Genomic DNA, 25,957 nt, shown 5'->3' on the forward strand with positions numbered 1-25,957 from the left:
TTTAAGCCGCTATTTTATTATAGGTATGACGTTCACACCCCAGCCTCTTACAAAGCGAAGGCTTTAAAACTTCGAACGACTTTTATTTCTCCTTCTTCTTATCATCTAGACTCTATAAGCAGCACTCCTATGACTCAAAACACCATCACTCCGCCGACCTGTTCTCATAATCATTCTGGTGTCGCCAATACCGATGCTAATTCTAATGCAGCCAATGTATCAAGCACGGCTAGTAACTTTATTTTGACGCCGCCTGATGTCTTTCCTTATAAAGCTCAGCAGCTGACCGCACGCGCTCGTATCACCGAGCAGATGGCGTCGCGGATTATGATGTTAGATGGCGCGATGGGAACCCATATTCAGACCTTTAAGTTAGAGGAAGCCGATTATCGTGGAGAGCGTTTTGCGGATATTAAGCAAGATGTTCGCGGCAATAATGATTTGCTCGTCCTTACGCAGCCGCAGATGATTAAAGAGATTCATAGCGCTCACCTTGAGGCAGGTGCCGATATCATTGAGACTAACAGTTTTAATGGTACGCGCCTTTCGATGGCCGATTATGATATGCAGTATCTGGTGCCTGAGCTCAATAAAACGGCTGCTAAAATTGCTCGCGCAGCAGCGGATAAATACACTGCGAAGAACCCTGAAAAACCTCGATTCGTCGCTGGGGTTATCGGTCCAACATCGCGAACGTGCTCACTGTCTCCTGATGTAAATGATCCTGCATTCCGTAATATTACCTTTGATGAGCTAGTGCTGAATTACCGTGAGGCAACGCTAGCACTGATAGAAGGCGGCGTTGATATCCTATTAATTGAGACGATTTTTGATACGCTCAATGCTAAAGCCGCTATCTTTGCCGTAACCGGTGTGTTTGACGATATCGGTTTTGAATTACCAATCATGATTTCAGGGACGATTACTGATGCGTCAGGTCGCACCTTATCAGGTCAAACCGCAGAAGCATTTTATAACTCGATTCGCCATGCTAAGCCCTTATCGGTTGGTTTTAACTGTGCCTTGGGCGCTGATGCGCTGCGTCCGCATATTCAAACGCTATCAAATATCGCCGATACGTATGTCTCAGCGCATCCAAATGCCGGTTTGCCCAATGAATTCGGCGAATATGATGAAACCGCTGAAGAAACCGCTGCCCTGCTTGAAGGATTTGCCAAAGCAGGTATTTTAAACATTGTCGGCGGCTGTTGTGGCACCACGCCTGAGCACATTCGCCAAATCGCTAATATGGTCGCCAATTATCCACCGCGCGTCGTTCCTGAGATTGCACCTGCTTGTCGCTTATCAGGACTTGAGCCATTTACCATTACGCCTGAGAGTTTATTTGTCAACGTTGGCGAGCGAACCAATGTCACTGGCTCAAAAAAATTCCTACGATTAATCAAAACCGAAGCCTATACCGAGGCGCTCGATGTCGCTCGTGACCAAGTCGAAGGCGGCGCTCAAATCGTTGATATTAATATGGACGAAGGGATGCTTGACTCCAAGCAAGCGATGATTCACTTTGTCAACTTAGTCTCGGGCGAGCCAGATATCAGCCGTGTGCCATTAATGCTCGACTCATCAAAATGGGACATTATCGAAGAAGGGCTTAAACGCACCCAAGGCAAATGTGTCGTCAACTCTATCTCATTAAAAGAAGGTGAAGCCGAGTTTATCGAGCGTGCCAAATTATGTATGCGCTATGGTGCGGCGATTATCGTCATGGCGTTCGATGAAGACGGGCAAGCGGATACCTTTGAGCGCAAAACTGAGATTTGTCAGCGCAGCTATGATGTTTTAGTTAATAAAGTCGGCTTCCCTTCTGAAGATATTATCTTTGACCCGAATATCTTTGCGGTTGCTACGGGTATCACTGAGCACAATAACTACGGCGCAGATTTTATCAACGCCACCAAATGGATTACCGACAACTTGCCCAATGCCATGGTATCGGGCGGCGTCTCTAATGTCTCGTTTAGTTTCCGTGGCAACCCGATTCGTGAAGCCATCAACTCCGTCTTCCTTTATCATGCGATTCAAAATGGCTTAACCATGGGAATCGTCAATCCAGCCATGCTTGAAGTGTATGACGATATCCCTATCGAGGCGCGCAATGCCATCGAAGATGTGATGCTGAACCGCAACCAAGGCGAAAGCGGTCAAGAAGCAACCGAACGTCTAATGACCATCGCCGAGAGCTATCAAGACGGCGGTAAGAAAAAAGACAGCTCCGTCGATATGAGCTGGCGCGAAGGCACCGTCGAGGAGCGTATTGCCCATGCATTGGTAAAAGGTATCACCACCTTTATTGATGCTGATACCAAAGAAGCGTGGGAGAAATACCCCAAACCGCTAGAGGTCATCGAAGGGCCACTCATGGACGGAATGAACATTGTCGGCGACTTATTTGGTGCCGGTAAAATGTTCTTACCGCAAGTGGTAAAATCTGCCCGCGTGATGAAACAGTCGGTCGCTTGGCTCAACCCATACATCGAAGCGGAAAAAGTCGAGGGTGAAAAGAAAGGCAAAATCCTTATGGCGACGGTCAAAGGTGACGTCCATGATATCGGTAAAAACATCGTCGGCGTGGTCCTTGGCTGTAACGGCTATGAAATCCTCGATCTTGGCGTGATGGTGCCGTGTGAAAAAATCCTTGATACCGCGATAAAAGAAGAAGTCGATATCATCGGGCTGTCAGGTCTGATTACTCCTAGCCTTGATGAAATGGTCTATGTCGCCAAACAAATGCAAGAGCGCGGCATGACGTTGCCCTTGATGATTGGCGGCGCGACGACCTCTAAAGCGCATACGGCAGTCAAAGTTGAGCCACAATATCAAAATGATGCCGTTATTTACGTCTCGGACGCTTCACGCTCAGTGGGAATCGTGACCAAACTGCTATCAAAAGAGCACCGCCAAGGTCTTATTGATGAGACGCGTGAAGAGTACATCAAAGTACGTGAGCGCCTTGCTAAACGTCAGCCAAAAGCGGCCAAAATCTCTTATGCTGACTCCATTGAACTTGGTTTTCAGTACGATTGGGACAACTACGTACCGCCAGTGCCAAATAAACTAGGTCAAGTTATACTCGATGATTATCCCATCACTAACATACTGCCCTATATCGATTGGACGCCATTCTTTATCTCTTGGGGGCTCGCGGGTAAATACCCAAAAATCTTGCAAGATGACGTGGTTGGTGAAGCAGCGCGTGATTTGTTCGATAATGCCAGTGAATTAATGCAAAAAATGATCGATGAAAAATTAATCGTCGCCAAAGGTGTGTTTAAACTCATGCCAGCCCGTCGTACGGGTGCGGATACCGTCACTGTCTATGATAAAGCACCCACTGATGGCGGCAAAGCTGAATACCAATTTGAGCATTTACGTCAACAAAGTGACAAAGCAAGTGGTAAACCAAACTTTAGCTTAGCAGACTTCATTTCGCCATCAGAAACTCATACCGATTATCTGGGTGGTTTTACGGTTTCGATTGTTGGAACAGAGGCGCTTGTTGAACAGTACAAAGCAGCTGGCGACGACTATAATGCCATCATGACCCAAGCCTTGTCTGACCGCTTAGCCGAAGCCTTTGCCGAGCATTTGCATGAGCTGATACGTAAAGAGTACTGGGGCTATCAGGCTGAAGAAAGCCTCACTAATGATGAGATGATTAAAGAAAAATACGTCGGTATCCGCCCTGCTCCTGGCTACCCTGCCTGTCCTGAGCATACCGAAAAAGGCAAGCTGTTCGAATGGATTGGTACGGGCGATGCTATCGGCACTAAACTGACCGAAAGCTATGCCATGTGGCCGGCGTCCTCCGTCAGTGGATTTTATTATTCACACCCAGACAGCGTCTACTTTAACGTCGGTAAAATCAGTACCGATCAGTTAGAGAGCTATGCGGAACGTAAGGGTTGGGATACGAAGACTGCTGAGAAGTGGTTAAATCCGAATTTGTAGGGTTTTGAAATCATCTGACCCGTAGATGTCTTATGAAGATTTTTGGCGTGCTTATTTAATATAAGGACGCCATTTTTTTATAAAATAATAACAAGCTCTATTTAAGCAAACTTATCGCTAGCTTGATAACAAAATACTTTTATCATTTTATAATGGCATACATGATAAATTATCACCTACTTTATTATGTTGAGAAAGGTTATGAATCAGATTGCCCTAATTTCCAGTTGGATTGGCAAAACTTTTGCAATTTGGGCATTGGTTAGCGCCGTCTTAGGATTTATTTTTCCTGAATTATTTGCATCATTGGCTTTTTTGATTGTTCCCATATTAGGTATCATCATGTTTGGCATGGGCATGACTCTAAAAACTGAAGACTTTGTAGAAATCATAAAACGACCCAAGCCCGTATTAATAGGTTTGATAGCCCAATTTACCTTAATGCCATTAATTGCCTATTTCTTGACGATAGTTTTCAACCTTGACCCCTTAATAGCAGTTGGGGTTATTTTAGTCGGCTGTTGTCCCGGTGGTACGTCCAGCAATGTAATTACCTTCTTAGCCAAAGGCGATGTGGCGCTAAGTGTTGCTATCACTTCTATATCTACTTTGCTTGCCCCTTTTTTAACACCAATTTTATTAGATGTATTTGCCGGTCAGCTCATTGATATTGATTTGGTCAGTATGATGATGACGATTACTAAAATAGTTATCTTACCGATATTATTGGGTGTTATTTTCCATAGATTTTTAGGTAAGAAGATTGAGTTTGCTATCGACATATTGCCTATGATTTCAGTATTGGGTATCTCAATTATCATAGCTGCCGTTGTCGCAGTTTCTAAAGCGACTATTCTGGATAGTGGTGTTATCGTATTTATCGTAGTAGCCTTGCACAATATGATGGGTTATACATTAGGATATTTAATTGCTCGCTTGGCCGGTTTTACTGAGAAGCAACGCCGAGCTATTATGGTTGAAGTGGGTATGCAAAACTCAGGACTAGGTGCTGCCCTTGCAGCAACTTATTTTAACCCTGTTGCTGCTTTACCTAGTGCGATATTTAGTGTGTGGCACAACTTTAGCGGGGCGCTCGTGGCAAATATCTTTGCTAAAAAAGATGCTCATTAGGCCAGGCCTTTTAAATTGTGAATCTAAATTACCGCTCCCTCTTCATATCTTCTTATATATTGAGCTTGAAAAGGTGGCGGTATGTTATTGTTCCGTCATCTATCTATTAATTCTTGCTTTATCTTTACTTACCACTCCTCATCAATAAAATCTCATAATTATTTTCAATTGACTAAGAACCTAGTAGTTCTTAATCCCATTTATAACCTCACTTTTAGCCGATTTTCTAAAACCTCAAGTTTTATTTCTTTTTTTCATTTATTCGCCTGAAAATAATGATCTTTTCCAGTTGGATTACATAAAAATATTTGTTATATTCATAAAAATACATTTACATATTCTAAATAATAAATATTAATAACGCAAAGGAGGGACAAAGACGTCGCTTTTAAAATAAGTAAGCTTTTACATTTTTTATTCAAGGAGAGATAAAAATGAAATCATTCAAATTAGCATTATTAGCCATCACTACTTCTCTGCTCTTACAAGGATGTAATGATGATTCCGATTCCTATCAGCCGCCTTCGCAGCCAGACATCAATACTAAAATCGTTGGCTTATGGAGTAGTGATGATGTCGATAGTGATTTATCAGCAATCGCTTTTTTAGATGATGGGTCTTATGTTCAGGTTCAAGTCAGTGATAATCCAATGAACAATCCTGACAACGGTATGGAATGGGGAAAATACAATATTAATAGCAAGACAGGCGAACTGACTACGAAGATTGTTTTTGACAAAAATGGTAACGCTGGATTGTCAGACTCTATTGCTCGTTATGCGAAGGTAGCTAATGGCAAGCTTATCTTAGAAGTAGATGAGAATAACAATGGTGTCATAGACAGTAATGAAATATATAAATTCTCGCAAACTCAACAAAAAGGAATGGTAGGTTATTGGAGAGGAGAAGAAACAGACGAAAATCTAGAGTCGGTGGCCTTCTTTGAAAACGGTACTTATTTCCATGTTCAAGTTGATGAAGAAAAATCATTAAACAATCCAGAAAATGGTTTGGAATGGGGTAATTACACGATTGATAGTAGTACTGGATTATTAGAAACCAGTCAACTGTTCGATGATAACGGTATTAACGGATTATCAGAACCACGGACACGTTACGCTCGAGTATCTGACGATAATACGCTTACTATTGAAGTAGATGAAAATCAGAACGGTATTATCGATGTTGATGAGAATTTTGATTTTTCAAGAGCGATTGTTGATGTCAAACCTGATGATGAGATCGACCCAAAAGACATTTTAGGACTTTGGGAAGCTACCCCAGCGAATAATGAACTATCCACTCTAGCTTTTTTAGAGGATGGTACTTATCTTCAAATGCAAGTAGATGAAGATCGGTCTTTAAGTGAGCCAGGTAACGGTATGGAGTGGGGTAAATACTCTTTAGGTAAAAACAGTACACTAATAACGAGTCAAACTTACGATGGTAATGACACCTCTGGACTATCAGATAATATTTTAAGAACGGTTAAAGTAGTTAATAATACCCTCACCCTTGGTGTTGACGAAAACGATAATGGTGTGATAGACAGTAAGGAGTATTATACATTCTCAAAAGCAAAATCTGAAAACCTCTTAGGAATTTGGGACTACAAAGAAACTGATCATGAGTTATTAAAATTGATCTTCTTTGAAAATGGCACTTATGTGCAACTAGAAGTTGATGAAAAACCGCCTTTCGTTGCAGGTAGTCCATTTAGTGGCATGGAATGGGGAGATTATTCTATTAATAACTTAGGATTATTAACTACTAGCCAACGTTATGATGATAATGGTGAGTCTGGATTATCAGATCCTATTAATAGATATGTTCGAGTATCAAATAATATACTGACGCTCGACTTTGATGAAAACTCAAATGGCATGATTGACAGCGATGAAACATTAAATTTTAAACGTCAATAGTTACTAAGAATGTAGGATAAAAAATAGAATTCAGCTGATACATTGATATCGGCTGAATTTTTTAATTTTGGGCTAGTCGTTCTTTATTTTCCTCCGCCGACAACGCTCAGAGCAATAAATCACTTGCTCCCAATCCTTTTCCCACTTCTTACGCCAAGCAAACGGCTTTTGGCAAACGGGACAGATTTTTTGCGGACATTCTTTTTCTTGTGCGCCATGATATTTATTACCTTTAGATTAAAAAATTTTTAACGACCCCAAATCGGTGAGCGCACAACTCCCCCCGTTTTACTGCTAATCACGTAGCTTGTGTTACCAGATAATGAATGGACAACCAAACTGCTGCCCTCTTGATTACTTATTTGAGAAGTCCGTGTCGGATAAACTGCATACTGTCCAGAAGGAGAAAGTCTTGCTGGTTCATCAAGTCCCGTGTCTGCCAGATTAATGACTTTACCGCTATTGAGCATCATCACCGCTGCTTTTCGACCATTTAAATACGCCAGTTTTTGAGCATCTAGACTCAACTGTGGACTTGCTGCATAGCCGCCCGTCGATATCAGGGCAGCATGACCGGTCGCAAAGTTATAACGATAAATACTGGGTCGCCCAGCACGGACCTTATCACTGGTATAAACGAAACTTTGCCCATCGCTCGCATAACTTGGCTGAACTTCGGTACTTGGTAAAGTCGTGAGCTGCTTGGTACTACCATCGCTTAAATTCATCTCATAAATATCAGCATTGCCACCAACGGTTGAACTATATAGTAGCTTTTTGCTATCGGGTGAAAATGAGGGCGATAAGTTACTACCTTCCGCATTGACGACCAAATTGTGGCTGTTACTTTTAACATCATAAATATAAATTTTTGGGTGCATTCGTGCTTCTTGTTTGCTATAAGCAAGCATTTGACCGTCGGCCGACCACGCTGGCGCATAGATGTAACCATTTAGCTTATCAATCAATTGGCGATCACTGCCATCAGGTCGGATACGATACAGTGTCGAAATTTTAGCGGCGCCAACCCCTTGCGCTTCTACATAAGCGATATAACCCTGACGATCTATCGTTGGCATTCCCATGGTAAGCGGATTACTCATATTCATCGTTATCGGTGCTTTGGAAGGACTATTTGACATGGTCGTAGTTTGACAGCCCGTTAATGGAGTCAGCGCTAAGAGCATAATAATAGGCATCGTACCGCTGATTACATAACTATCACTAGTTGACTTTGACAGAACTGTTCTTAACATAGGAAAATCCTTAAATAACCTTGAGCCATTTTATTTTAGTGAGTAAATACCTGTGGCCGGGTATGAAATATATAAGCGTTAAATGCAATAAAAGTAATGAGAAAAATCAATGCTGTCAGTGTAGCTTACATTGCTACATTTTTTAGACAAAAAAATGCCCCACTGCTGAGTGAGGCACTTTAATTATAATATTCTGAACTTATAGTTATCCGACCAAAATACGTCTAACCGACTCTATTATTTAGCTACTGCTTTAAAGTGAGCAACTTGATTACTGTTTGTAATAGTCAAGATAGGCGTATTGTTAGCATTTTTACTGATGCTATATTTACCTTGAACAGTTGCCATCGTTGCAGTATCGAAACTTGCTTGTGGCTCAGGGCATGCCATCATAGTAGATAGAACGTTACCCAACTGCAGGTTACCATTCACAACCTTATAGTCAGAACCCATGTTATTACAAGTATTGACGAAAGCAACACGGTCATTACCGTTATCTTTAAAGAATTTTAGTGTCAAAGGCTTGGCAGGATCAAAGAATAACTGGGTAACTTTTTGACCATTAGTACGCGTAGCATCAACAAGCTGCCAATCATACGCTTGTAGCATATTAGATGTTAGCGGCTGAGTTACTGGTGAAGTGACAGTGGGCGAAGTCTGACAACCAGCAGCCAATGTCCCTACAGCAAGGGTTGCAGCCATCATCATTTTAGTCATGTTTTTCATATAAACTCCTAGAAGGGTGAACTTTAAAATAAAAAACAGACATTATCTGCTATTTTAAAGTTTAATCTTTATTGTGGTTATTTTATTGTTTTATTCATTAACTTAAATTATTCATTAACTTAAACAATGCCGCCATTATGTACAAAGCATAGCTGACTGTCATTATAGATTTAGTGTCAATTACAGCAAGATTTGTTCTAATTTACGTCTTTTTTGCTAATATAGCTTGTTAACGAAAGTATTACCTGGTAATACCTGGCTCTTACTCATTTGGCATTTTGGCTTTTTGTTGTTGTAAAGCCGCATATCCCGTCAAACGTTTACGCTCAGCCTCATTAAATAGTTGCTGCTCAATTTGCTTGATTTGAGTTTGGGCTTGAGTTTTATCGGTGCTTTGACTCAATAAGTGCTGTTTTTGTGATTGATACTGCTTAAAGCGTTGAGCAAAGCTGGCATCGTCCTCATCCATTTGTGCAAGCCGCGTTGCCGCTGGTGCGCCGACCAGCTCTCGCCGCATTGTAAATAACTCCTCTGCACTGGCCCCTTGTTGCTTCATCTGCTCTGTACGACTCATCAACTCTGCTAAATTGGCTTGTTGGGCAATATTAGCCTTAATTTCATTGTCCGGCATTCGGCTAATATAATCTTGCGTTGCTGCTTGTTTTTGGCTATCAGACAGCTGCTGATTTTGGTGAATTCTTATCATCTCCATACTGTAATTATCATATTCATCTGCAGCGCCAAAGAATGCAACGATAGTTGCTTTATCAAAATGCTGTTGTCGTAATTTAGCCACATCCTGTTGCTGCTGTGCTACTGTGTTTAAGTCCAGCTCGCCATTTTTGGTCGCTTGCAATTGTAAATTGCCATAACGGCTTTCTATGGCAGGAATGGCTTTGAGGTAGGCGATGTACTGGTCAAATACCGTCATCGCTTGGCTTGCCGCAGGCTCTGGCGTATGACTGCGAATATAGCTCTCCACACGAGCATAAATAATCGCTTCATCATCCTCACCTAGCGCTGATAAAAAATAATCAAATAAGCGCCGTAAACCTTCAGTGACGACCAATTGCTTATTTTCGTCAATAATAATCTCCCCATCGACATCCGTCCCTTGCAAGGAGCGCGGCATATTCTCAAGGCCTGTCTTAAATTGAGAAGCATTTTGCGTGGATAAGGTGGTCATGTCGTTACTAGGATTCGCCTCGTCTATCGAGTCAGTGCGAGATTGACTGTTCAGCACTGTAGAACCTGCCTCAGAAGTAGCTTTGCTACTATTAGGTTTAAACCACCAAATAATTACGCCTACTAAAACGACTATTACAATGATGATAATGGGCAAAAATAGTGAACGGCGATTATTGGACATAATAAAAATATCTTCTGTAATAAATTGGTCTATAGACATTCTTGTGATAAAAAATAGGGCCAACGCTATTGACCCTGTTTCTATATAGACCAAACGCCCTATAAACCAGACGCACTCAAGGCAATAGCAGGCTTATGCTATTTTTACGAGGCACTTTATAGATTGGCTTTTTTGAGGCGGTTGACTTGGTCACGGTACAAGGTTTTTGGATCGGGCTGTCCCCATGCGGTTAAACCCAGTACCTGATTGGCCGAATCTAAATGATTCATGCGGTAGTTATCACGAACTACGTAGCCGAGTCGGCTTGAGCAGGCCGATACCAAGCCATCATTGGGATCTCCGTCAAACGTTGTTCCGGTCAACGCAAGCATATAATCACTGGGATCAAGACCATTGGTGACCTGACCAATACCGCTAAAAGAATAATATTTGATACCGTTGACTTCGGTATTTACCGGCTGACCACAGTAGCTAGTCGGCATTGCTGCTGGAAATTTAGCATTAAATGTAGCGGCATAATCGGTCGATAATGCTTGGACTGCTTTCCAACCATCTTGCTGTTGTAAGTCTTTAAAGCTGATACCGGCGCTGATATCCATAAAGCCACCGACAAACTTAAAGAAACCCAGAGCAATCTGCGAGCCCACATTAAACTCGCCTTCTCCATAGCCGTCATTCGCGCTGCCTTCAACCACTTGTTTGATGACCCAATCGCCCATTTTTGAGCCCTGCTCAGGACTGGAAATGGCCGTGACTGATGCCACATATTCTGGCGCTACTCCAGCCACATATCGAATATCAATTCCGCCTTGGCTATGTCCAAGTAAATTAACTTTGGGACTGCCGGAGATGGCACTGATGGTTTTGACTTGTTGCAGTAATTGCTCACCGCGAAACTCACTATTATTCACTGAGGAGGTCTTGGTCGTATAGACCTGACTGCCGCCACTCATCAAAGTTTCAGGAATACCATAAAAATAATCCATCAACCCGAAAGCCTTGGTAAATCCGCCAAGACCATGGGCCATAACAATAGGATATTTGGTATCGGTATGCTTGGAAGTCCAAGATTTGCTACTGACCAGTTTACAACCAGTCGGATTGGCACAATTATAGTATTGACCCGCCGCTTGGGCAGAAGTCGTTTGCATTACCATCATGACAACGCCGACTCCGATAGTACCTAGAGTAGGCAGAAATACGCTTGGCGTGACTGCCGCGCGAAGATAAGATTTTCGGCTCATAACAACATCCTTGTTATCGTGAAAATAAGGTTTTTAAAGGTTTACCTAATATAACTTATATACAGAACTTAGCGATTGCATCCTGCAATAAGCGCTAAAAACCGTTGCTAATCCTTTTAGCAAACAAAATTACGATACTTATATATTCTGTAATATTCAACTGATTCTTTAATTTATTCCTTTTATTCTTGTGACTATACAGTCAATTTGGAATAGTCAACTCAAGCACGACGACCGCTATAAAAATATGTAATATCAAAACGATTGAAATATTCAATAACGTGAATTTAAGCAGTAAGCCATAGGTTTATGCTATAATTAGTCTCTAAATTTTATAAAAATAAGTAAGATTATGATGACTAAAAAATCCCTTATCCAATCTCCTGAAGCCATAGAAAAAATGCGCGTCGCTGGTAAACTGGCCAGTGATGTCCTTGTCATGCTTGATGAGCATGTTAAAGTGGGTGTCAGTACCGAAGCATTAAACCAAATTGCTCATGACTATATTGTTAACGTGCAAGACGCGATTCCTGCCCCTCTTAACTATAACGGCTTTCCAAAATCTATCTGCACCTCAGTCAACCACGTGGTGTGCCACGGCATTCCAACCGACAATAAACTGCTAAAAGATGGCGATATCATCAATATTGATGTCACTGTTATTAAGGATGGTTATTATGGTGACACTTCAAAAATGTGGATCGTCGGCAATGGCTCTATCATGGCGCAGCGTATCTGCAAAGTGGCACAAGATGCGCTTTATGCGGGAATGAGTGTGGTCAAAAATGGCGCTCGCTTGGGTGATATTGGCGCTGCTATCCAAGAAGTGGTCGAACCTGAGCGTTTTAGTATTGTGCGCGAGTTTTGTGGTCACGGTATCAGCAACGAATTCCATCACGAACCACAAGTGATGCATTATGGTAAAAAAGGCACGGGTTTTGAGCTAAAAACGGGGATGACTTTTACCATTGAACCGATGATTAACCAAGGTACGTGGCAAACTAAGATTCTACCGGATGAATGGACAGCAATCACCAAAGACCGCAAGCTGTCAGCGCAGTGGGAACATACCATGGTGGTGACGGACAATGGCTGTGAAGTCTTTACCACGCGCCCCGAAGAAGACTTAAGTTTTTTAACCCAGTAATACGTAAAAAGATCGCTTAGGCGGTCTTTTTTTTGTCTGATAATTCAGGCATATTGGCTGTGCTATTTTTTGATTTTTATTGTGATATTTGCCCTTACCCATTTTTTTAGCTCCTCCATTTACAACTTCTTAATCGGATATCCTTCATGTTTACTTGCGATGTTGCCACCATTGATTTGACGCCCATGCCTGTATTATCAGGCCATAGCACTGCAACCAATAACGTGACAACGCCAGAAATTTCCGAGCACAGTATTTTTGAACACGGTATTTTTGAGCATAGTATTGCTGAATGGCTGATCCAAATCAATGACGATATCAGCCGTGAGCTCGAACGCGGCGTCAACATTCGTCAATTGGTGGCGGCGCGTGCCTGCGTCATCGACGATTTACTCATTGCCTTGTTTAAATGGTTTGAGCTTGATAAAACAGACTTGGCGTTATTTGCGACTGGCGGCTATGGTCGCGGCGAGCTGTCATTATATTCAGACGTAGACATTTTACTGCTAACGCCAAACGACATTCAGGCTGATAACAGAGAGAAAATCGATAACTTAGTGGCGCTATTATGGGATATTGGACTTGAGCCTGCTCTATCGGTGCGCAGCGTCAGCGAATGCTTGGAGGCGGCGCAGGATCACACGATTGCTAGTGCTTTATTAGAATCGCGGCTATTAATCGGCAATGAGGCGCTGCAAGATGTGCCACACAAAATTGTCAATACGCAGTGGTCGCCACGTGATTTTTTCGACGTAAAAATCGCTGAAGCAAAAGCGCGCTATTTGCAGCACAATGCCACCGAATATAACCTTGAGCCTAACATCAAAACGGCGCCCGGTGGTCTGCGTGATATTCATATTATTGGCTGGGTGACCAAGCGCTATTTTCGCGTTGGTAAGCTTTATGATTTGGTGCAGCAAAATTTTTTAACTGAAAAAGAGTTCGATGAGCTGAATTTTGCCGAAGGCTATTTATGGCAAATCCGTCACTATCTACATGAGCTGACCGGACGCAATGAAAACAAGCTGTTGTTTGACTATCAGCGTGAGATTGCGCAAATGATGGGTTATGAGACGCAGCCTGACGACCAGCCAAATGCGGCGGTCGAGCGCTTCATGCGCGATTATTATCGTTGTGCGATGCAGATATCGACACTGTCTGAAATGCTGACCAATCATTATTACGAAACCATTATCGAGCCGCAATTACCGGATGAAGAACGGCCAAAGAAACATCCGATTAACGCCCGCTTCAATCAAGTCGGCGAACAAATTGCGATATCGCATCATCGTGTCTTTGCCCAGCACCCTGAGTCGGTTTTAGAGATGTTTTTGCTGATGGGTCAATATGGCATTAAAAATGTCCGCACTCATACCCTGCGAGCGCTAAAAATTGCCGCGCGCGGTATCGATCAAGTTTATAGAGAAAACCCAACCCATCAAGCGCTGTTCTTAGCCAATTTAAAAGAGCAGAATTACTTATTTCATCGTCTGCGTACCATGAACCGCTACGGTGTTTTGGGCAACTACATCCCAGCTTTTGCGCAAGTAACAGGACTCATGCAGTACGATTTATTTCATCGTTATACTGTCGATGCGCATACATTATTTTTGATTCGAATTTTGCACCGCTTTACCGATCCGCGTTTTTATAAAGATTTTCCACTGGTCAGCTCTATCTTTCAGCGTATCGAGCGCAAAGAGATTTTAGTTCTGGCAGCGATGTTCCATGATATTGCTAAAGGTCGCGGCGGCAATCATAGTCAGCTTGGCGAAACGGAAGCCATTGAGTTTTGTCTTGCCCATGGTATGAGCACAGCGGACGCGCATTTGGTTGGCTGGCTGACCCGCTATCACTTGCTGATGTCGATGACAGCGCAGAAAAAGGATATCTCGGACCCAGAAGTTGTGACGCTATTTGCCGATTTAGTCGGAAATGTCACCCATCTAAACCATCTGTACGTACTGACGGTTGCTGATATGAATGCCACCAATCCTCAGCTTTGGAACAGCTGGCGCGCGACGCTCATGAAACAGTTATACTCACAAACGCGGCGTATCTTGCGTGCTGATATTGATGCGCCGACCAACCGCCAAGACATGATTAGCGTCACGCGTAAACAAGCGCTGGCAATGCTTGATAATGTTGACAATCAACATATGAATCGCGAAGAGGTTTTAAGACTTTGGGATGATTTGGGTGATGAGTATTTTTTGCGCGAGATTGCAGAAGATATCTTATGGCATACCGAAGCTATCTTGAACCATCCGCCCATCGGACGCGCTTCTGATGCTACGAGTACACCGCTGGTGGTTTTACGTGAGCATCGCGAGCTGGCGCTTGATGCAGTGCAGGTGTTTATTTATACTCAAGATCAAGTCAATTTATTTGCGGTAACCATGGCTGTCTTTGATCAGATGAATTTAGATGTTTTGGATGCGCGCATTATTACCGCAACCCGTGATTTTGCCTTGGATTCTTACGTGTTGCTCGATCGTAGCGGCACACTACTGGTCGATATGGACAGCCAACAAGAACTCAAGCAACGCTTGATTGATGCCTTTAAAAACCCAACCGTTCCTAAATTGATACAGCGAAAAATTCCGCGCCAGCTTCGACATTTTGATGTCGCTACAACGATTAATTTTGAGTTTAACGAGGCGTCAAATCAGCATATTATGAGTTTAGAGACGCTTGATCAACCAGGATTACTTGCGCGCGTTGGACAAGTGTTTTTACAGCAAAAGATTGAGGTACATGCCGCCCGAATCACCACGTTAGGTGAGCGCGCAGAAGATATGTTCTATATCAGTGATCAAAACGATCAAGCATTATCGGCAGATAAACTTGAGACATTAAAAGTAGCCTTGATAGCAAGCCTTAGCATTCGCAATGAGGCGTAGACGTTTTAGCATTAAAATATTAAAACGTTAAAAATGTAGCATGAATAAAAAAAACGCTTTATCGTTAATTCTCTAACGATAAAGCATTTTTTAAGGTAAGAAATAACATACGTTTTAAAGCAGATATTTAGTAAATGATTTTATGAATAGCAACTTTATATCACGCTTTTATATACCATTTCGCTTGCAAGCTCTTTAAGCTCCTCATCGGCAAGCTCTAACGGTAAAATCTCTGCTTCTATCTGCCGCTGCCCAAGCATCAAGCGCCCTGCATCGACTTCTTTTTGTAGTAAGCGCTGCAAACTTGCTAGATGAAATTCTGCATCGTAGTATTCATAGATTTGTTGTAAAGAAATTGGTGCCTTGGCATGCACATCACGATAAAGGGTGTCGGCACCCAGAATTGTCATTTCATTGAGTGCTTCTTCACGCAACACATCGGTTTGATTGATTTTATTTTGCAAATGATTGGCAAATCGGCCTTTAAACCCTAGCATGACGATAAAAATTAACGTTTGAATGAAAAATAAGGTGATATATTGCCATAAAGGCAGTGACATATTTAACAGTCTGCTAAGTAGCATGAGTATCATTGCCATGACGACGTAGCTGACCAATTGCCAGAGCAGCCACATCATCAAACTGTTGTCCCCAAACCAGAACATCTGGCGCTCTTTTAGCAAAGTCAGCTGCTGACGCGTCTGCCACCAACTATGCTCGCGCTGTATGAGTTGCTCGTACAACTCAGCACGCTGGTTACCATCAAAATGTTGCTCATTGATATCTGTAGCGCTGCGCTCATCAGTTTTTAAAACACTAGACATATCAAGGTATCCTTAAACTAATCTATCGTTATTACTGACAGTTATTTTTTGCTTGGTTAAAAATTACACCACTTCAGTTTTATCAATGCTTAGTAGGAACAACACTTAGTTTAAGCAATACTTATTTTAAACAGTACTTAGTTTAAACAATGCTTAGCAGCATAATAAAATTGATGATGGCTCAAAACACGCCGTTGGTAAAAACGATTTTCTAAATCGCTTACGACTGCTGCTTTCAACTGTCATTCGAGACTGACAATGATAAGCATGAGAAGAAAAAGACAAAAAATAAGAGAAGTGCTACACTGCTCAAATGTAATTTTTCTTTATAACTTTATTATTAATTGTCTATTATAGTTAGCCTACTTATGAATCACAACTTAACGTCTCTGCATCCTTACCCGTTCGCTAAGATGGCAACCTTGCTTGAGGATAGTACGCCAGCCCTTAACGACAGCGAAATCAAGCTCGGTATCGGTGAGCCGAAACATGAGCCACCGGCATTTGTGTTGGACGTATTACGGGAAAACTTGGACAAAATAAGCCAATACCCAACCACAAATGGTCTGTTTGAGCTGCGCCAAACCATCGCTCACTGGTTAGAGAAGCGCTTCTTTTTAAATCATGTCGATCCTTATACCCAGGTTTTGCCAGTCATGGGAACGCGTGAAGCGATTTTTAGCTTAGTTCAAGCCGTCATCGACTACCCGCAAACAGATACAACAGACGAAACTACCAATCAACTAGCCGTTAACGATCAATTAGACGCTAAAAAACTGACGAATACTGATCAAACGCCTACCATAGTCATGCCCAATCCGTTTTATCAGATATACGAGGGCGCTGCGATACTGGCGCAAGCGGAGCCGTATTTCCTGCCTTGTACAGTCGACAATGATTTTAAAGGTGACTATCGCGCGGTGCCAAAAGACGTTTGGTTACGCACGCAGCTCCTGTTTGTCTGTAGCCCGAACAATCCTACTGGTTCAGTGATGACCATAGACGACTGGGAATACCTATTTCGTTTATCAGACCAATTTGGCTTTATCATTGCCAGTGACGAGTGTTATAGCGAGCTGTATTTTGATAGCGCGCCGATTGGTTTATTGCAAGCTTGTGCGGCCCTTGGTCGCCATGACTTTAAAAATTGCGTGGTATTTCATTCTTTATCTAAGCGTTCAAACTTGCCCGGCCTACGTTCAGGCTTTGTGGCGGGCGATGCCGCTATTCTACAAGCCTATTTGCAATATCGCACTTATCAAGGCTGCGCGATGCCGATACCGCATCAGCTTGCCTCCATCGCCGCTTGGGAAGATGAAAAACACGTAGCGCAAAATCGCGCGCTCTATCAAGAAAAATTTGCCTTATGGATGGCAGAGCTTGGCAAATTACTTGATCTACGTATGCCAAAGGCTGGATTTTACTTTTGGATAAAAGTACCGGAGCAGTTCAATGGCGACGACGAGATCTTTGTTAAAGCCTTATATGAGCAAGCAAACATTCACGCACTGGCTGGACGCTACTTATCACGCGAAGTTGATGGTAAAAATCCAGGAAAAGGTTATGTGCGCATTGCCTTGGTTGCGAGCGTTGATGAAAGTCGTGAAGCAATTCGCCGTATTCGTCAACTTCTTGCCGCTTAAAAGCTCATCGAAATATAATTCAAGCGCTAGCGCCCTTCCAATCAATAATACATACTACCAAGAAAGCGTAAATAACCACAACTATATTGTGGTTATTTACGCTTTCTTATTAAGACTTTCTCCTAAACAGTGCTATATTAAAAGTAACTCGACTTTATCCTTCTACTTGTTATTATCAATAAAGCCCTTCCTCCTAAGCTTCTGCTAAATATGCCATCAAGGATGATGCCATGCCCCATCTCGATTTTACCCAGCCGCCTTTTGATGTATTAAGCGCAGCTGAACGTCAAAGTGTCAGAAAAAATACTCAAATCCGTTATCTTGCTAAAGATGAGTGCTTGCTCGCGGACGATTTGCCATACTTTTATGTGGTTCTCAAAGGTCAAATCGAGCAGTTGCTTAATGGTGAGTTTATCGCGGCTTATCTGGGTAGCAATCACACCGATCATCTTAATAGCAATGATTGGTTTGACAGTCGGCGGTTACCAAAATCCCTCACAGAAGAGGATATGCAAGAAAACAATAATTTAACCAGCGGCCTCTACACTAGCACTACAAACAAAAATATAATATCGCCCTACGAATTTCGTGCTGTCGAAGACACACTATTGCTGCAAGTGAATGGCGCAACGGTTGATAAGATCAGTGCGCAAAACCATTTAGTGCGTCAACTATTATCAGAAGATTTACCTGAACGATTAAAGGCATTGCAGCAGCGGCGTAGGGGGCAAAACTTAGACAATACTAGCGCCAATCGTTACAATGAGCAGCAAGAAGTACAGCAAATCATGATGCAACCCGTGATTGATGTGCGCTTATTGCCAGTACATATTATTGATGCTAACAGCAGCTTATATGAAGCAGCACATATCATGACCAAGGCAGGGCTCAAGCATGTATTGGTAAGACCACTTAACCAACTAGATAATACGCCATTGCTAGAAGCAAGCGATATTCAAACGCAAGGTGATAGCAAATCTCATCCACCTAAAAGCTATTTTGGTCGTGGTTTGGGTATTTTAACCGATACCGATGTCTGCCGCGCCGTGAGTGAGCAAAAAAATCCTGCTATCACGCCCTGCCAACACTACGCAAACTTCAACCTGCGCACCATTGATGCCAACGATGAAATTGGCGAGGCACTATTGACCATGACCCGCTACCGTGTCCATAGGTTGCCAGTCATTGATGCCAACGGCGAAGTGGCAGGCGTGCTCGGGCAAAGCGATATGCTCGCCCATATTGGTCATCACTCCCAATTAATTAGTATTCGAATTGAACAAGCAAAAGACTTGCCTAGCTTAGAGACCGCGGTCGAGCTCATCGGACGCTATATTCGCGCGCAGCATCAAAATGGGGTAAAAATCGGTAACGTCAGCCGCATGGTACAAACGCTCAATGCGCAAGTTTTTACCAAACTTTGGCAACTTATCGTACCTGATGAAGTGATGGCAAATACTTGCGTTATCGTTATGGGCTCAGAGGGTCGTGGCGAGCAAATCATGCGTACCGACCAAGACAATGCGCTGATTATCCGTGATGGATTTAGCCATCCTGACTTAGCACAATTTGCTAATACCTTTAACAATCGCTTGGCAGAGTTGGGTTATCCGCTATGCGATGGCAACATTATGATGACCAACCCAATGTGGCGACAGCCGCTCAATCAGTTTAAAACCCAGATTAGCTTATGGTTTAAAAATACTGTCCCACTGCACAGTATTTATTTATCGGCGCTATTCGATGGAGAATACGTCTGCGGCGACGAGGCGCTACTGACGGATATCCGTGAACATTTAAAAATTGCCCATCGCCAATCGGACCTGATGTTTGTGCGTCAGTTCGCTCGTGCGGCCCTGCAATTTGGCGATGTCGGTCAATGGTGGCAAAAGTTTTTGCCGCGCCTTAGTGGTAAACCGAATGCTTATGATATCGACCTTAAAAAAGCCGGTATCTTTCCGCTGGTACATGGTATTCGTACCTTAGCACTAGAAAATGATATTTTTGATGCGCCCAGTAGCAAAGGTCGCCTTAAGGCCTTGGTGCAAGTACGAGCCTTGACCCAGCAGCGGGCTGATACCTTGCTTGAAGCGTTAGAATTTTTTATGGCGCAGCGTTTGTCCGTGGCACTATCGACAGAGGATAAACATGCTCAGCAAGTTGATCCGACAACTTTATCGGCACTTGAGAGAGATTTATTAAAAGAGTGTCTCGCCGTGGTCAAAAGCTTTAAGGGTCAGTTAAGTCGTCATTATCAGCTAGAATTTAATTAGGACGTCTCCTAGGAGGAATTCATCACCCGTCAAAAAATAAAAGAAGTCAAAAGGGAGCAAAATAGGATGAGTTGGTTGAAACAGGTATCGTCCAATTGGCAAAAGACCCATTTACAACGTCCCGAGTTGGCATCGATGTTTGATAAACCTCTGGCTGATAAATGGGTAGCGATTGATTGCGAGATGACGGGGCTTAACCCAAAAAAGCATCACCTACTGTCCGTCGCCGCCATTCATATTAACGGCGATAGCATTGATACGGGCAATGGTCTTCATCTGGTTTGCAGGCCACCTGTCATGCCTGACCGCGATACCATCGTCATTCATGGGCTACGCACTGCGGATGTCGAGCATGGTATGAGCTACAATGAGATGCTCGCGTTACTACTGCCCTTCATTGATAATCGACCACTGGTCGGGTTCTGCCCGCAGATAGATACAGGGTTTTTGAATCCTTTGGTCAAGCGCTATATGGGTACGATATTACCAAATAAGGTCATCGATATACGGCAATTATACAGTCGGCGAATAGGCGATCGAACACAAGGTATTCCCATTCAATCGCAGCATTTGACCAACATTTTAGCGCATTTTGATATTCCTGAACTCGGCACGCATGATGCTTATAACGATGCCATTATGACAGCCATGGCGTTTTTGCATCTACGCGAACGCTGACACTACACGAACGCTGACACTACGCGAAAATAGCAACTCATGTTACCATAGGCTGATTTCGCCACCTGACCATAGACCGCTCATGCTTCCTACTTCTAAAACTGATAAACCCTCTACCTTCATTGCTAAATTAACGCCTGTTAGTAAACCGCTATTCAAGCTGAATGAGCCTGCTAAATATCTATCAACGCTCGCCTTATTTACCATCGCTCTGCTGACGCCGCTATTTGCTCAAGCTGTCCTACCAGAAGCGATTCAGACGGCGCTTACACGAGCAAACTTAAGCGCCAGTGATATTAGTATTGTCATCACGCCTATAGGTGATAAAAACGCCAGCCACTTGCCTGCCCCTATTCAAGTGATTGATAGCGCTAAGGAAGTTACCGTTCACCAAAGCGCACTGGTCACTATTGAAAAGCAGACGATTAAACACCACGAAAGGCAGCTACATGCTTATACCGATGATCCCTACACTTATCAAAGCTTAGAGAGCATTCCTCCGCTTCTGCCAGATAACGCCTTAAGACCCACTAAAAATTCTAATGACAAGGTGAGTAACAACGTTAATAACAATACGAATAATGATGAAAGCGGTAAAAGTAATAATAACAAATCGACCGCTCACAATCCTTCGATTAAGATCTCTTTTTCACCGTTACTAAGCCATCAAGCCGATATTGCACGCACGCCTGCCAGCACCATGAAACTTGTGCCAAGCTTTATCGCGTTAGACACTTTGGGGGCTGACTTTGTTTGGCATACTCGCGTCTATCATACCGGTATTATCATCGGTGATAAGCTCTATGGCGATTTGATTATACAAGGTAGTGGCGACCCAAAAATGACCCATGAGCGCTTGCAGCAATTGCTGTATAAAGTTCAAACGGCTGGCATTCGCCATATCAACGGCGATATTATTGTTGATAGCGCCATCTTTAAAAACGTCACCAAAGACCCTGCCGCCTTTGATAACTCGCCGCTACGCCCTTATAACGCTAGCCCCGATGGCTTTTTGGTCAATTTTAGTACTATCGGTATCCAAAGCTATCCGCTAGACAATGCACGTGCTCAGCTGACCTATACGCCGCAGTTGGCCAATTACCAATTGCCAAGTATGATAAACTTTCGCTCGGCTGCCTGCGGTCAAGCGCGCTATAGCATCGCACCGCAGTGGCAACCCATACAATTAACGCTCAATACCAATTTACCAGACAGCTGCGGTGAGCATGCCTTTTATGTCGCCTATCCTGATGCCAAAGATTTTGCCACTCGTGTCATTACTTCTAAATGGCAAACACTTGGCAATACCTTAAGCGGCAAAGTCATCAGCCAAGAAACACCTTATAGCACCAATAACATGACAGATAAACAGGCAAAATCGGCGCGTGGTTTAGCAGCTATTTCCGTGTCACCCTTACCCATTGTCAGCTATCCTTCTTTAAACCTTACTCAGCAGATTTATGATATCAATCACTTCTCTAATAACGTGATGACCGAACAAGTAGCACTATCTATAGGCGCTTATAAAACAGATCTTAATAAAAAAGACTCTAATAAAGAAAGCGCGAATACAGATAAAGTAGTTAATAACCAAGCAACCAGCTTATATCAATTTGGTCAGCCAAAAGCGATCGACTATCCGCAAGCGCTTCAAGCTATTAATCAATGGTGGCAGACCAATCTGACTACCCCGCCGCCGCATCTGACCAATGGCTCGGGACTTTGCCGCGACTGTAGTATCAGCGCCGCCAATTTAAGCGAGCTATTGACCTACGCCTACAATCAACCAAGCTTTGATGCTTATGTCAGCTCATTAGGTATTGCTGGGGTTAGTGGTACGATTGGTGCTCATAGTGACCGCTTGCCAAAATCGCAAGCCATCGGTCGTGCTTGGATAAAAACTGGCACGTTAAATAATGTCACCTCGATGGCAGGGTATGTTAAAGGACTATCAGGACAGGACTATGTGGTGGTCGGGCTGATTAATACGGATCAACCGCTTAACGCTTATAATGCCAGAACCGTGTTGGATGCGATGCTAGATTGGACGGCGCAGCATTAATAGCATTGAGAAAAAGTGGCGTTCATGCTTACTATGTTTTAAAAACCTTATGCTTTTTCCTTTATAAAGGTCATTTTATGTCACGCAAACCCATGCAGATTAGTAAGTCTCCTCACCCATCGAGAGAGGCTCAGTTGGGAAGTAATACACTACCCACCAGTCCAAGTCTAATAAAACCCAAAATGGGACAATATATTGGCTACTTTGCCATCGGTTACACGCTTGCCAGCGCCATATTTATGATGGTTCAAACCAAAATTGCCTTAAACTCGCAGCTGGTCACCGTTCTCTCAATCATCGTTGCTACTTATATTGCAGTGCATAAATTCATTAAACATCAACAGCGCGGCCTAGATAAAAGGGAAATCAATCGCCTAATGCTTGGCGGCGTGGCGGTGGTTTGGCTGCTCACGATGATTTATTTTTTAGGAATATGGTTGTTTTTATTTGACGCGGTGAGCCGTGAGGTACTAACTGAGATGGCCATTCAGCAGCCGCTACCTCTGCTTTCGGCGTTGGTGATGATATTGGTGCTAAGCTTAGTCAGCGCGCGTATCAGTATTTTACTAATCAACCGTCTCCTTAACCCTACACATAGCCATTAACCGTACAATACTTTGAGCACTTACCGCTATTAAATACTCAGTGATATAACCAAGGGCAATTTTATATGATTGATAGGAATCCAGATTATGGACATGCTGCTTTTTGACAATGTAGAAAAACTTGGACGCATTATCCTAACCGCGATCATGGTATATATTTTAATTGTGTTAATCACCAAGGTCTTTGGCAAACGCTCGACCTCCCAGCTCAATAACTTCGACTGGATCGTAACGGTGATGATCGGCTCCTTGAGCGCCGGTACGATTTTGCGCAAAGAAGTTCCGCTTATCGAAGGTAGCGCCGCTATCGTGACTTTATATTTTCTCCAGTTTTTAGTGACCAAATGCTCCTCTGTGTTCCCAGATTTTGGTCGTCTTATCTTATCGGAGCCGCGGATTGTTTTTTATCGAGGACAATACTTGCCAGAAGCTATGCATGCTGAGCGTCTGACGCGTCAAGAGCTTGAAAGTGCGATGCGCTCTAAAGGAATAAACAGTCTCGATGTCATCGAAGCGATTGTACTTGAGTCGGATGCCACGTTGACGATTATTCAAAAACCTACGCCCTCGAATAGCAAAAATGATGACCAACAGAACATTAATAGCGTGTCAGAAACAATCAAGCCATTGATGTCAAATGATGACTAGGAAAAAATGCTTCGCGAGCTTCAAGATGGTAGCATTGAATTAAAATCTGAAAGTTAAAATCTGAAAGTTAAAATCTGAAAGTTAAAGTATGAAAGTTAAAGTATGAAAGTTAAAGTATGAAAGTTAAAGTATGAAAGTTAAAGTATGAAAGTTAAAGTATGAAAAAAGGACAGCACATCTCAATCTACCATCCTTTTTATTTTTAAATTGACTTTATAAAAAAAATGCTAAAAATTACTTAATCCGCTGCCATGTTTGCGAGCGCCCAAAGATTGGCGTACCGACATAGCCGCGTAGTTTTAAGCTTTGACCATTATCACTTAACGTAATTTTGCCAGAATAGGTTTTTCCCGATTCAGGGTCGACCAACTTACCGTCACTCCATTGGTTATTACCGTCCGCTTTTAAGCCTGACAATATCTGTAAACCTTCAACAGGTTTGTTTTTTAGGCTACCAGGACACTTGGTACAAAGCGCGTCTGCCTTTTCTTTATTGAGTACCTTGATAATTTTTCCTGAGACTTTACCATCGTTTTCCGTTAATTGAATGATGGCTTTTTTTTCACCCGTTTTCTCATCAATGGTTTGCCATTGTGTACCATTTAAGGAAGCAGCAAATACAGAAGTAGACAGCAGCATCCCTGCGCCAAGGGTTAGAAGACTTGATATAGTACGGTTCATGAACGACTCCTTTCGTTTAAAAATGTTTCAAGCGAGCTTTTGCTTCATCATAAAGACCTTACAGTGTTGTTCATTATGTTATTGTTGATAAATTCCTCAAGAGCCAAAACGAACATAATAAACAACAACTGTTTGTCGAATGCTAGTAAAGCATAAAATAATACTTTGTAAAAGGTCAGTTTGTTACAATAACTTAAGCGCAGAATTTTTTTGTTACATTGATTTACTATTAAAGTGATAGGTATTATGAAAGTAAGAATATTGACCGTCGGCAATAAAATGCCCAAGTGGGTACAAACTGGTTTTGATGAATACTTCAAACGTATTCAGCCCATGCTGAGCACTGAAATCGTAGAAATTACCGCTGCAAAACGTGCTAAAAATCCGTCGGATGCCAATTTGGCGCAGTACCGTGAGCAAGAAGGTCAGGCAATATTAGCCGCTCATGCCGCCGCAGGACGTGAGCAACTATGGGTGCTGGATGTAAAAGGTAAAATGCTCTCTACCGAACAGTTGGCCGAAAAATTGGCTGCTGGCATGCAGCAAGGTGATGACATTGCGTTAGTTATTGGCGGCGCTGATGGGGTATCACCAGAAGTGTTGGCAAAAGCCGATGTGAAATGGTCTTTATCTGCGCTGACGCTTCCTCATCCCTTGGCGCGCGTGGTGCTGATGGAGCAGCTATATCGGGCGATGAGTATCAATCACAATCATCCTTATCATCGCGGTAATTAAAACTTTTATAAAAGTGGTTGTTTGTTATAAGAGTACAACACGCCATATAAAAAATAATGGATAAGCGTGATAGAAAAACAGATTGAAATATAGGCGCGCGCCCTAATAAATGCAACATGAAATATCCTAAACCTGCGA

19 protein-coding genes are annotated in these 25,957 nt (G+C 42.8%); 12 read left to right on the top strand and 7 right to left on the bottom strand.

The features are described from left to right. Positions 1-129 precede the first annotated feature (129 nt). The 3 genes from metH (at position 130) to B4K26_RS02965 (ending at position 7,025) form a co-directional block, all read left to right on the top strand. Positions 130-3,969, top strand: coding sequence for a methionine synthase (metH, locus tag B4K26_RS02955; RefSeq protein WP_409521391.1), 3,840 nt, complete (start codon positions 130-132; stop codon positions 3,967-3,969). 201 nt (positions 3,970-4,170) lie between these two features. After that, positions 4,171-5,100 (top strand): bile acid:sodium symporter family protein, encoded by a 930-nt coding sequence (locus B4K26_RS02960; RefSeq protein ID WP_296243451.1) that lies wholly within the window; start codon positions 4,171-4,173, stop codon positions 5,098-5,100. A 434-nt stretch (positions 5,101-5,534) separates the two neighbouring features. Beyond that, a complete protein-coding gene (locus tag B4K26_RS02965) occupies positions 5,535-7,025 on the top strand; it encodes a hypothetical protein (RefSeq protein ID WP_296243452.1) in 1,491 nt (496 codons plus the stop codon). A gap of 72 nt (positions 7,026-7,097) precedes the next feature. Here B4K26_RS02965 and B4K26_RS02970 read toward each other — a convergent pair whose 3' ends face one another. The 5 genes from B4K26_RS02970 to B4K26_RS02990 form a co-directional block, all read right to left on the bottom strand. Then, positions 7,098-7,211 carry a DUF2256 domain-containing protein gene (locus B4K26_RS02970; protein ID WP_296243479.1) on the bottom strand — a complete coding sequence of 38 codons (114 nt, stop codon included), beginning with the start codon at positions 7,209-7,211 and terminating at the stop codon, positions 7,098-7,100. Positions 7,212-7,273: 62 nt separating this feature from the next. Then, complete coding sequence (locus B4K26_RS02975; protein ID WP_296243453.1) at positions 7,274-8,281, bottom strand: Xaa-Pro aminopeptidase; 1,008 nt, start codon at positions 8,279-8,281, stop codon at positions 7,274-7,276. A gap of 237 nt (positions 8,282-8,518) precedes the next feature. Next, entirely contained in the window at positions 8,519-9,007 is a 489-nt protein-coding gene (locus B4K26_RS02980) for an META domain-containing protein (RefSeq protein ID WP_296243454.1), read from the bottom strand. A gap of 262 nt (positions 9,008-9,269) precedes the next feature. Next, positions 9,270-10,376, bottom strand: coding sequence for a lipase secretion chaperone (locus B4K26_RS02985; protein ID WP_296243455.1), 1,107 nt, complete (start codon positions 10,374-10,376; stop codon positions 9,270-9,272). A 155-nt stretch (positions 10,377-10,531) separates the two neighbouring features. Beyond that, a complete protein-coding gene (locus B4K26_RS02990) occupies positions 10,532-11,620 on the bottom strand; it encodes an esterase/lipase family protein (protein ID WP_296243456.1) in 1,089 nt (362 codons plus the stop codon). A 355-nt stretch (positions 11,621-11,975) separates the two neighbouring features. Between B4K26_RS02990 and map the strand changes: the two genes are divergently transcribed. Next, complete coding sequence (gene map, locus B4K26_RS02995) at positions 11,976-12,767, top strand: type I methionyl aminopeptidase (RefSeq protein WP_409521392.1); 792 nt, start codon at positions 11,976-11,978, stop codon at positions 12,765-12,767. Positions 12,768-12,913: 146 nt separating this feature from the next. Further along, the gene (glnD, locus tag B4K26_RS03000) at positions 12,914-15,670 is read left to right on the top strand and encodes a [protein-PII] uridylyltransferase (protein ID WP_296243458.1); all 2,757 of its coding nucleotides are present in this window, start codon (positions 12,914-12,916) and stop codon (positions 15,668-15,670) included. Between the two features lie 155 nt (positions 15,671-15,825). Here the strand turns inward: glnD and B4K26_RS03005 are convergent, their stop codons facing one another. Further along, the gene (locus B4K26_RS03005) at positions 15,826-16,494 is read right to left on the bottom strand and encodes a hypothetical protein (protein ID WP_296243459.1); all 669 of its coding nucleotides are present in this window, start codon (positions 16,492-16,494) and stop codon (positions 15,826-15,828) included. A gap of 368 nt (positions 16,495-16,862) precedes the next feature. Here B4K26_RS03005 and dapC point away from each other — a divergent pair, with 368 nt between their 5' ends. From dapC to B4K26_RS03035, 6 genes are all read left to right on the top strand, one after another. Beyond that, entirely contained in the window at positions 16,863-18,137 is a 1,275-nt protein-coding gene (gene dapC, locus B4K26_RS03010; protein ID WP_296243460.1) for a succinyldiaminopimelate transaminase, read from the top strand. Positions 18,138-18,367: 230 nt separating this feature from the next. Further along, entirely contained in the window at positions 18,368-20,410 is a 2,043-nt protein-coding gene (locus B4K26_RS03015; RefSeq protein WP_296243461.1) for a DUF294 nucleotidyltransferase-like domain-containing protein, read from the top strand. Between the two features lie 66 nt (positions 20,411-20,476). Continuing rightward, a complete protein-coding gene (locus B4K26_RS03020) occupies positions 20,477-21,088 on the top strand; it encodes a 3'-5' exonuclease (RefSeq protein WP_296243463.1) in 612 nt (203 codons plus the stop codon). 82 nt (positions 21,089-21,170) lie between these two features. Continuing rightward, entirely contained in the window at positions 21,171-23,150 is a 1,980-nt protein-coding gene (gene dacB, locus B4K26_RS03025) for a D-alanyl-D-alanine carboxypeptidase/D-alanyl-D-alanine endopeptidase (protein WP_296243464.1), read from the top strand. 77 nt (positions 23,151-23,227) lie between these two features. Further along, on the top strand, positions 23,228-23,755 hold the full coding sequence (locus B4K26_RS03030) for an ABZJ_00895 family protein (RefSeq protein WP_296243465.1): 528 nt from the start codon (positions 23,228-23,230) through the stop codon (positions 23,753-23,755). Positions 23,756-23,842: 87 nt separating this feature from the next. Beyond that, entirely contained in the window at positions 23,843-24,403 is a 561-nt protein-coding gene (locus tag B4K26_RS03035) for a DUF421 domain-containing protein (protein ID WP_296243466.1), read from the top strand. Positions 24,404-24,637: 234 nt separating this feature from the next. Here B4K26_RS03035 and B4K26_RS03040 read toward each other — a convergent pair whose 3' ends face one another. Further along, a complete protein-coding gene (locus B4K26_RS03040) occupies positions 24,638-25,084 on the bottom strand; it encodes a DUF2147 domain-containing protein (RefSeq protein WP_296243467.1) in 447 nt (148 codons plus the stop codon). Between the two features lie 246 nt (positions 25,085-25,330). On the opposite strand from B4K26_RS03040, the gene rlmH reads away from it, so the two are divergent. Continuing rightward, a complete protein-coding gene (rlmH, locus tag B4K26_RS03045) occupies positions 25,331-25,819 on the top strand; it encodes a 23S rRNA (pseudouridine(1915)-N(3))-methyltransferase RlmH (protein ID WP_296243468.1) in 489 nt (162 codons plus the stop codon). The last annotated feature ends 138 nt before the right edge of the window (positions 25,820-25,957 follow it).

The organism is Psychrobacter sp. UBA6766, assembly GCF_002453355.1.
Taxonomy (GTDB): Bacteria; Pseudomonadota; Gammaproteobacteria; order Pseudomonadales; family Moraxellaceae; genus Psychrobacter.